The organism is Mesorhizobium sp. M1A.F.Ca.IN.020.03.2.1, from assembly GCF_004023205.1.
GTDB lineage: Bacteria > Pseudomonadota > Alphaproteobacteria > Rhizobiales > Rhizobiaceae > Mesorhizobium.
In genome coordinates, this window is record NZ_RZSV01000211.1 from 1 (window position 1) to 9,664 (window position 9,664).

The 9,664-nt window shown below is 62.1% G+C and carries 4 protein-coding genes; all 4 read left to right on the forward strand.

What is annotated here, in order from left to right; all coding sequences use genetic code 11:
- Positions 1-312: 312 nt before the first annotated feature.
- The 4 genes from EOA79_RS25340 to EOA79_RS25360 all read left to right on the forward strand — a co-directional run bounded on the left by EOA79_RS25340 (position 313) and on the right by EOA79_RS25360 (position 9,293).
- Positions 313-3,417, forward strand: coding sequence for an efflux RND transporter permease subunit (locus EOA79_RS25340; RefSeq protein WP_095825623.1), 3,105 nt, complete (start codon positions 313-315; stop codon positions 3,415-3,417).
- Positions 3,404-4,282 carry a hypothetical protein gene (locus tag EOA79_RS25345; RefSeq protein ID WP_127214972.1) on the forward strand — a complete coding sequence of 293 codons (879 nt, stop codon included), beginning with the start codon at positions 3,404-3,406 and terminating at the stop codon, positions 4,280-4,282. The genes EOA79_RS25340 and EOA79_RS25345 overlap by 14 nt, the downstream gene beginning before the upstream one ends.
- 78 nt (positions 4,283-4,360) lie before the next feature.
- Entirely contained in the window at positions 4,361-7,507 is a 3,147-nt protein-coding gene (locus EOA79_RS25350) for an efflux RND transporter permease subunit (RefSeq protein ID WP_095825622.1), read from the forward strand.
- A gap of 895 nt (positions 7,508-8,402) precedes the next feature.
- Positions 8,403-9,293: an FHA domain-containing protein gene (locus EOA79_RS25360; RefSeq protein ID WP_164748161.1), complete on the forward strand. Its 891-nt coding sequence runs from the start codon at positions 8,403-8,405 to the stop codon at positions 9,291-9,293.
- Positions 9,294-9,664: the final 371 nt, after the last annotated feature.

Below are 9,664 nucleotides of genomic sequence, written 5' to 3' on the forward strand. Positions count from 1 at the left end.
TCGCCTTCCTCGAATCAATATTCGGGCACTCCCCGACCGAGGCAAATTGCGCCAGAGCACGTCCAGCCTTTCGCTGGAAACAGACACACGCGCATGCAACCGACGCGAGCACTCACGGCGTGAGTGGCTATCCTAATAAATTTGTATGAACTATTTCTCTACTCCAAAAGTTAGAGACCCGCCGGATATACGGTAATAGCGCCTTGCAATATTGATTAATTATGCGGCGCCCTCCCGCATGATACGCTTTGGGACTGTCTCTGATCTGTCGCAGGCGCGCTTTCGCGCGCCGCGGAATCGCGGGGGGTTGCCGTGCTGCAAACGCTCGTCAAGCTGAGTCTCGAATTTCGGCATCTGGTCCTAGCAGCCGCGCTACTCTTGGTAGCGGCGGGTGCCGTTCTGCTTCCCAAGGCCAAAACCGATGCTCTTCCCGAGTTCGGGGCGCCGGTCGTGGAGGTGCAGACCGAGGCGCTCGGCTTGTCGACAGGCGAAGTGGAAAGCCTGGTGACCATCAATCTCGAAGAGATTCTGACCGCGACGCCGTTCCTCAAATCAATTCATTCCAAGTCGGTGCCGGGGATGGCTTCGGTGTTGCTCACCTTCGAGCCCGGCATGGATCCGATGAAAGCCCGACAAATGGTGCAGGAGCGTCTTACGATGGCTTGGGCCCTGCCCAATGTCTCGAAGCCGCCCACCATGCTGCAGCCGAAGTCGGCGGCAGGCCGCGCCATGATCGTCGGACTGTCGTCCAAGACCGTGTCGCTGATCGACATGTCGGTGCTGGCCCGGTGGACGATGACGCCGAAGCTGCTCAGCGTGCCGGGCGTCGCCAACGTCGCGATCTGGGGCCAGCGCGCTCGCCAGCTTCAGGTGCAAATCGAACCTCAGCGCCTCGAATCGGCAGGCGTCTCGCTCGATGAAGCCGTAGAGAGCGCCGGGGATTCGCTCTGGGTCTCGCCGCTCAGTTATCTGGAAGCGTCAGTACTCGGAAGCGGAGGCTGGATCGACACGCCGAACCAGAGGCTCGGCATCCAGCATGTGCAACCGATCAGCAAGGCCAGCGACCTGACGAAGGTTGCTGTCCCGTCTTCCGCGCTCAGGCTAGGAGACGTGGCCGAGGTCGTCGAAGGCCATCCGCCGCTGATCGGCGATGCGATGATCAACGGACAGCCTGGCCTCATCCTCGTCGTCGAGAAGCTTCCCAACGTCGACACCAAAGCGGTCGTAGCGGGGGTCGAAGCTGCGCTCGCGGAGTTGAGCCAAGGCATGCCGGGCATCGACATCGACGCCTCCCTCTACCGCGCCTCCGACTATGTCGACAGCGCCTTGGCCAATCTGGTCCGGATGGTGATCGCCGCCATGGTGGTCGTGTCCGTAGCCCTCTTCCTGTCCTTGACGCCGGTCGGCACGGCGAGCGTCGCCGTCGTCGCGATCGTCCTGTCGTATGTCGCGGCACTTGTCGCTCTCTATTTCAGCAGCCCGATCTTCAACCTGATCCACCTGGCCGGCCTCGCGGCCGCGCTTTCCCTCGTGGTCGACACTGCGGTAGTGGCTGCCGAGGCCCTCGGGCGACGCCTTCGTGCCGGTGGCGGCCGTCCGCTCGCCGCGCCTCTATTCGATGCGATCGGCGAAATCGGCAAGCCAATGATCTATGCAGCGGTGATCGGTCTGCTGGCGGTCGCTCCGATACTCGGACTCGACGGCGAAACCGCGGCATTCTTCCGGCCGCTGGCTCAGGCCTATGGCGTCACGGTGGCCGCTGCCATGGTCGTCGTGCTCTTGGCGGCGCCCGCCCTCGCGATGGTTTTTTTCCGTTCGGGCAGCGCAGCAGGAAACAGGTCCGAACCTGTGGTGGCGCGGCTGTTCGGTGCGGCCTATGGGCGGCTGCTGGGGAGGTTCTCGGCGACGACCGGTCCTGCCTATGCGATCGTGGGTCTCGGAGTGTTGGCGCTACTCGCGGCGACGCCCGCCCTGAAGTGGTCGCCGTCGCCGTCCTTTGACGAAGGCACCGTCCGCGTTTCGTTCAAGGCCGCGCCGGGTGCATCCTTGCCCGCCATGATCCGCACGATGGCGCGACTGGAATCCGAAGTCCGCGCAATCGATGGAGTCAGCTCTGTCGCTGGCCATCTCGGCAGGGCCATCACGGGCGACCAGGTCACCGGCATCGAATCCGGGCAGCTCTGGATTGGGCTCGACGAGCGGGGGAACCGAGCCGCCGCACTGTCGCAAATTCGCGACACGATGGAAGGCTTCGCGGACCTCGAGGTGAAGGTTGAAGGCTATCTGGCCAGTACGGCCGGGCGGATCTTCGCCGACGCCGGCGAACCAGTGGTGGTCCGCATCGAAGGGGCCGAGACGGCCGTGCTTGAAGAGCAGGCAAAGCTCGTCGCGGCGAGAATCGCCGCCGTTGACGGCATCAACTCCGTACGCATCGACAAGAACGCTTTCTCGCCCGAAATCGAGGTCAAGGTCGACGTTGCGGAGGCTGCCGCACGTGGACTGAAACCGGGAGACATCCGGCGCGCGGCAGCGACGGTCTTCGCCGGGCTCGAGGTTGGCAATCTGTTCGAGCAGCAAAAGGTCTTCGAAGTGGTCGTTTGGGGGGCTCCCAACGCACGAAGCAGCATCGCCGACGTCGAGAATCTTCTGATCGAAACGCCTGATCGCCCGCATACACGCCTTGGCGATATCGCCGAGGTGCGGATGGTGCCGCAGTTGAGCACCATCGAGCGTGACGGCGTCACGCGCAGCATGGACGTTCACGCCAGCGTCGCAGGCCGCAGCGTCACGGCAGTGGCGGAAGACGTGGCGGCAGAGCTCAAGAAGGTGCAGCTCCCCTTCGAATACCATGCCTACGTTCGGGGCGAGTATGCCGAGAGCCGTGCAGCCATGCTGCAGGTGACGCTCTTCGCAGCGTCGGCGGCAGTGCTGATCTTCTTCCTGCTGCAGGCGGCGCTGCAAAGCTGGCGACTGGCGACCGGCATGTTCCTTTCGCTGGTGGCAGTGTCGGGTGGCGTCGCGGCGATCCTCGTGGCGGTAACGGGCACCGTTTCGGTTGGGGCGCTTGCCGGACTTCTCGCCGTCCTCGGGCTTGCACTCCGCAACGGTCTGGTTCTGGCCAGCCGCGTCGATCAGACCGGGGAGGGTGACGAATCCTGGCCGGACCGTGTCGCGGCGGCCGCGCGCGAGCGCTTTGCGCCTATGCTGACGAGCACGCTGGTCACCTGCCTCGCCTTCCTTCCCGCAGTGGTCATGGGCAGCGCCGCCGGTCTGGAGATTTTGCATCCAATGGGATGGGTCGTGATCGCAGGCGCAGTCATTTCAGTCCTGATCAATCTGTTCGTCCTACCGGCCATGATGCTCCATTCCGGCCCGGTTTCACGACGCCTTGGAGGAGTTGCACATGCTTCGCAATAGGCTTTTTCTTAAGTCATCCCTCGTCGCCGGTGTGGCTTTCGTCGTGGTTGCCACGGGACCCCTCGCGGTCGCGGAGTCGCCCGCAGGCGCGCCTGCCAAGCTGGTAGAGGTCGCAGGTTCCCCATTTCCACGCGTGGTTCTGACCGAACAGGCTGCCAAACGACTGAGCATCCAGACCGAAGCGCTGCGGGAGGAGACGGCCAAGCGGTGGATGATGATGAACGCCCAGGTCGAGATTGCGAGCGGTGAACCGTCGGTGAATGCAATTACGGAGACGGCTTCCATCGCGCCGGCCGGTGAAAGCGGCCAAGCACGGCAATCCCTGATCAAGGTGCCTGTGGACGCGGCGAGCCAGATGTTGATCGCGGTTGTCGACGACGAGGATGACGAGGACGAGACCGGCGACCACGACGAGTTTGCCGAGATTTTCGGCGTCGCCAACCCGGCGGACGAGGATAAGGACGGTCTAGTGGTCGTGCTGCTGACCGGCCAAGGCCGCTCCGGTAAATATTACACGGCGCGGCCGGTGGCGGTGAAGGACCGGGACGACGGGCGGTTCTTTGAATTCCTCGAGGCAAGCAGCGGCGTCAAGCCAGGCGATCATGCGTTCGTGGCGATGAAGGCGCCGGAGAGCGGCAGCATGGCGAAGATCGTGCCCTACTCGTCGGTTGTCTATGACGAGCACGGGGACAGCTGGCTCTACTCCAATCCGGAGCCGCTCGTCTTCGTCCGCCAAAAAGTGGCTGTCGAGCGCGTCCTTGGCGACATAGCAGTGCTGTCGGACGGACCAGCGCGCGGTACGCCGGTCGTGTCGGTCGGCGCGGTCGAGCTGATGGGGGTTGAATTGAAGTTTGGCGGCCACTGAGCGGGCGTGAAAGACATTCCGTCGCTTGCGAACGCCTGAGTTAGCCGGCGTCCAATCATCCGAACAAAGGACAGGGCCATGTTCCGCTGGATCATCGGCACGAATCTGAAATACCGGTATCTGGTACTGGCCGCGGCAGCGCTGATGGTGCTGCTGGGTCTGGACGTGTTCCGCAAGATGCCCGTGGACGTCTTCCCCGAATTCTCCCCGCCGCTGGTGGAGATTCAGACCGAGGGTATCGGCATGTCGACCGCCGAGGTCGAGGAGCTGATCACCATTCCCCTCGAGGATGCACTGCGCGGCACACCGGAACTCGACGTCATCCGCTCGAAGAGCGTGATGTCGCTGTCCTCCATTGTCATGATCTTCAAGCGGGGAACCGACATCATGCACGCCCGGCAGCTCGTCCAGGAGCGAGTGCAGCTTGCGTCGGCCAGACTGCCGTTCGGCTCGAGCCCGCCCGTCATGCTGCAGCCCTTGTCGTCGACCAGCAGGACCATGAAGATCGGCCTTTCGTCGAAGGAGCTCACTCAGCTCGACCTGTCGATGACCGCCTATTGGAAGATTCGCTTCCGCCTGCTGCGCGTGCCCGGCGTCGCCAACGTGGCGATGTGGGGCGAAAAGCTCAAACAGCTGCAGATCCAGGTCGATCCCGCACGCATGCTGAAACACGGCGTGACGCTGAACGAGGTCATGGAGGCTTCGGCCGATGCGCTGGACTTCGGCCTGCTGCCGATGTCGAGCTCAGCCAAGAGCCAGACCGTAGGCTTCATCGACACCGACAACCAGCGATTGTATGTCGGCGCCGACATAGCGTCCAGCGTGAAGCTGGAGGACGTCAAGAGAATTCCGGTCGAGTCAAAAGCCGGCGAGCGACTGGTACTGGCGGACTTTGCCGACGTCACCTGGGGGGAACCGCTGCCGATCGGCGACGCTGTGATCAATGACGGTCCCGGCATGATGCTGATCGTCGAGAAGTTCCCGTGGGCGAATACGCTGGAGGTCACGCGCGGCGTCGAGGCCGCCTTCGCCGAAATGAGGGACGGCCTCAAGGGCATCGACGTCGACCTGCAGATCTTCCGCCCGGCGACGTTCATCGAGCTCTCGATCCATAATCTGACAATGGCCTTGCTGGTGGGATCGGTCCTGGTGGTCTGCGTTCTCGGCGCCTTCCTGTTCGAGTGGCGGGTGGCGCTCATCAGCCTGCTGGCGATCCCGCTCTCCCTGGTCGCGGCGGGACTTGTTCTCTACTGGCTCGGAACGACCATCAACACGATGGTGCTGGCCGGCTTCGTCGTGGCGGTGGGATCGGTGGTGGACGACGCTATCATCGACGTTGAAAACATCACGCGGCGATTGCGCGAGAATCGCCGCAGCGGCGCTGGCAAATCGGTGGCATCAGTTATCCTGGAAGCATCGCTCGAGATCCGCAGCCCGATCGTCGCCGCGACCCTCATCATCGTCATCTCGGTCGTCCCTGTGTTCTTCATGGGTGGTCTGTCGGGCACTTTCTTCGTACCGCTGGCGACGTCCTATTCCATCGCGCTCCTCGCTTCGATGGCCGTGGCGCTGACGGTGACGCCGGCACTCTGCCTTATCCTGCTTCAAGGAGCGCCGATCGAGCGCGTCTCGCCGCTTGTCGGGCGGTTGCAGCGAGGCTATGCCGCCATGCTGTCGCGGATCATCGCGGCTCCTCGCACGATCTTTGGGATCACCGCGTTCGTCGTGGTCGCGGGATTGGCCGTTTGGCCGCTGCTCGGAACCTCGCTCCTGCCCTCCTTCAAGGAACGTGACTTCCTCATGCACTGGCTGACGCCGCCCGGGACATCGCATGCAGAGATGTACCGGATGACGGTGGCTGCCAGCAAAGAACTGAGATCCATTCCCGGGGTGCGCAACTTCGGCGCTCACATCGGCCGGGCGCTGGTGGCCGACGAGGTGGTGGGCATCGACTTCACGGAGAACTGGATCAGCGTCGATCCGAAGGTCGATTATGACGAGACCCTGAAAGCGGTTCAGGACACGGTCGGCGGCTATCCCGGTATCTATCGCGACGTCCAGACCTACCTTCGCGAGCGCGTGAAGGAAGTGCTCACCGGGTCGGGCGAGTCGATAGTGGTTCGGATTTTCGGGCCTGACGCGGCGATGTTGCGGGAGCAGGCGGTGAGGGTCCGCGACGCCCTGACCGGCATCGAGGGCCTGATTGACCTACACGAGGAGCCGCAGAAGACGGTACCGCAAATTCAGGTCACCGTGGATATCGCCAAGGCGGCTTCCAGGGGTCTCAAGCCCGGCGATGTTCGTCGCGCTGCTGCCGTGATCTTCGCCGGTCACGAGGTGAGCGACGTTCATCGCATCGGAAAGGTGTATGACGTCATGGTATGGTCGACGCCCAAATCGCGGCGCGGCCTTGACGACGTACAGAACGTTCTCCTGGATACCCCCGACGGCGGTCAGGTCCGGCTCGGCGACGTTGCCGAAGTCAAGATTGCCCCGGTGGCCAGCACCATAAAACGTGAGAACGCCTCGCGCCGCCATGACGTGCATGCCAACGTGCGCGACCGCGACCTGGGCTCGGTCGTCCATGAGGTTGAGGAGCGCCTGGCCAAGTTCGAGTTTCCGCTCGGCTATCATGCCCAGCTGCTGGGCGAGGCGGCGGAACGCAGGGCTGCGCAAAGCAGGCTCGTCTATGCCTCTGTCGTCGCCGCGGTCGTAATCTTCATGCTGCTGCAGGCCTCCTTGAGAAGCTGGAGGCTCGCTGCCCTGGTTTTCCTGTCACTGCCGGCCGCTATGGTCGGCGGGGTCATCGCCGCGTATCTGGGCGACGGCATCATCTCGCTAGGCGGCCTCGTGGGGTTCCTGACGGTGTTGGGCATCGCGGCCCGCAACGGGGTGCTTCTGATCCACCATTTCCTGCATCTGGAGCGCGAGGAGGGCGAGCCCTTCGGACCGGAACTTGTCCTGCGCGGCGCGCGTGAACGCCTTTCGCCCATTCTCATGACGACGCTGGCGACCGGTCTTGCGCTCGTCCCCCTGGTTGTCACCGGCAACATTCCCGGGCAGGAAATCGAACATCCGATGGCCATCATCATTCTGGGCGGGCTGATCACGTCAACGCTTCTGAACCTCTTCGTCGTGCCTGCCATCTATCTCAGACTCGGTTCGCTGCAGGCGCGATCGCCGGCGCGGGCCACAGGTCTCGGCCTGGAACCATCTCCCCTTTGATGCAAAGCCCGAGATCTAGACCAGAACGTTCGTGACTCTACCGCATCCAATCCACCGGCTATACCGTTGGCGATCTCGATCGCGCAGCGAAACAGCATGACAACTTACAAAACTCGGAGGACTTGGAGCAGCAAGGAACGCGTCCGTGATTTCGTCTTCACAAAGCGGGCAGGCCAACAGGGCTGGGCCTAGCCGGCGGGCCTAGGAAACGAAATACGGCACCGGCTATACGCTCCTGCCGCTATGATGGGGCACGCATCCATAAGTGAAGCAACGTCGCTAATTCCCGCGCGGTCTGGGTTTTGGTCCTGGAAGGCTTTCGCACGGATTTGCGGCCAATCTGGCGATTCGCGGATCTCTTAGCCAGAGAGTCTTCTTTCTTCTTTCCAGAATCTCGTTGCGGCCCCCATCAACGGCCGATTGGCCTTTCGCGGCAAGGGCATAGTCGGCTCGGTTCGTTCGATAGTCTTCCTTTTGGATGGACATCTTTTTCCTCCCGGTCCGCGGTCTTCCCTCCACTAGCCTGGACGGGAGAACACTAGCTGCCGATGCATCGCAGGAGTCTACAAATTGAGGATTGTATTAAAATGATACACTCCACCCGTTCGTCTCACGGGCGCCGCTCAGCATTACCCTGAACCGGCCCGTATGCCGCGCCTATTCGTCGCTATCCTCTCGTCGCTTTCGGAATGCTGTTCCGGACCGCATCGTCCGCTTGCGCTTCAACGTGCGCTTGGCAGCCTTGGTCATAGCCTTGGAAAGTCTTGTGCAGTTGCCAGGGCGGCAACAAGGCCGGGTTGTCCGTGCAAGGTGGTCTCGCCACAGCACCCGGCTCCCAGGCGGGCAAGGAGGGCGACTTATGCTATACGTTGCGTTCTTGGTCGGATACGAGCCGATGGATCAGGAAAGACTTCTGGCCGCAGTCCTCCTAGCTGATGTCGTGGGCAGCACGCCGCTCTATGAGCGCATCGGCGACGATGCAGCTCTGCAGCAGATCTCGGATTGCCTCGACGCGATACGCGAGATCGTCGCCCGGCACGGCGGTGACTTCATTTACTCGAAGGGCGATGACGTGCTCAGCCTGTTCGACAGTTCGGAGGCGGCGCTGAGGGCCGTCTTCCAAATCAGCAGCGAACTGACGAAAGGGCCGTTGCACGCCCGGATCGGATTGCATTTCGGGGCGGTCATTCGCGCGCGGGGCGCGGTATTCGGAGACGTTATCAATGTCACCGCAAGGTTGTCCACCACGGCCAACCCCGGGGAGGTGCTGATCAGCCAGAGCTTCTTCGAAGCCCTTTGCGCGGATAGCCGCAGTGCCCTGCGGCTCCTCGACAAAATGGCTTTCAAGGGAAAGCAAGAACTCTTCGATGTCTATACCCTGGGGAGCGAGGATCGGGCCCTCAGTACGCAAATCGTCAGCCGGGGCACGGTTATCGAGAGACGCTCCGCCCCGCCGCGGCAGATCAATCTGGTCATCCGCTATGGAGATCAGTTGCGATCCTGCCGAAACAACGAATTGGTGACGATCGGCCGATCCCCGGAATGCAACATCGTCATCCAGCGGCCCTGGGTCTCAAGGCACCACGCGACCTTCACCATTTCGAATGGCAAGGCCCTGCTTATCGAGCGAAGCTCGTCGGGTACATTTGTGTCGATGGGACCCGACCATGAGGTATTCGTGCGCCGCGAAGATATTCTTCTCTTCGGCTCCGGCGTCATCTCGCCTGGACGGAGATCGTCCCTCGACGACGCCGAAATCCTTTACTACGAAATTTTCTCAGACTGACCCGGCCCGGCTTGACCGTTGCCGCATGCTGCCGGATCCAGCGCCGCGCGCTTGCAGAATCGGAAGTTTATTCAGTAAAATTCAATGGCGATTGGCTCCCCGGGCCGGATTCGAACCAGCGACCAACCGGTTAACAGAGGGTTTCCAATGCGATTTTCTGGATCAGCGTGCGACAGCCTGAATTTCTAAAAATTCTTTGAGTAACAACTAATTAGTGTTTCATCCCGTCGCGACCTGTCGCAGCCGGTATCGACAAAGCGCGTGGTTTTGTGTAGATCATTCTGTAGATCACTCACGGAACCCCGGGCAAACCGGTTGTAGCAAGATTGGTCGCTGGACAGATGCCGAAACTCGACCTCACCGACAAATTC

Coding starts and splice junctions, on each gene's coding strand:
- EOA79_RS25345 (WP_127214972.1), top strand. CDS start 3,404: ATGCTTCGCAATAGGCTTTTTCTTAAGTCATCCCTCGTCGCCGGTGTG.
- EOA79_RS25350 (WP_095825622.1), top strand. CDS start 4,361: ATGTTCCGCTGGATCATCGGCACGAATCTGAAATACCGGTATCTGGTA.
- EOA79_RS25360 (WP_164748161.1), top strand. CDS start 8,403: ATGGATCAGGAAAGACTTCTGGCCGCAGTCCTCCTAGCTGATGTCGTG.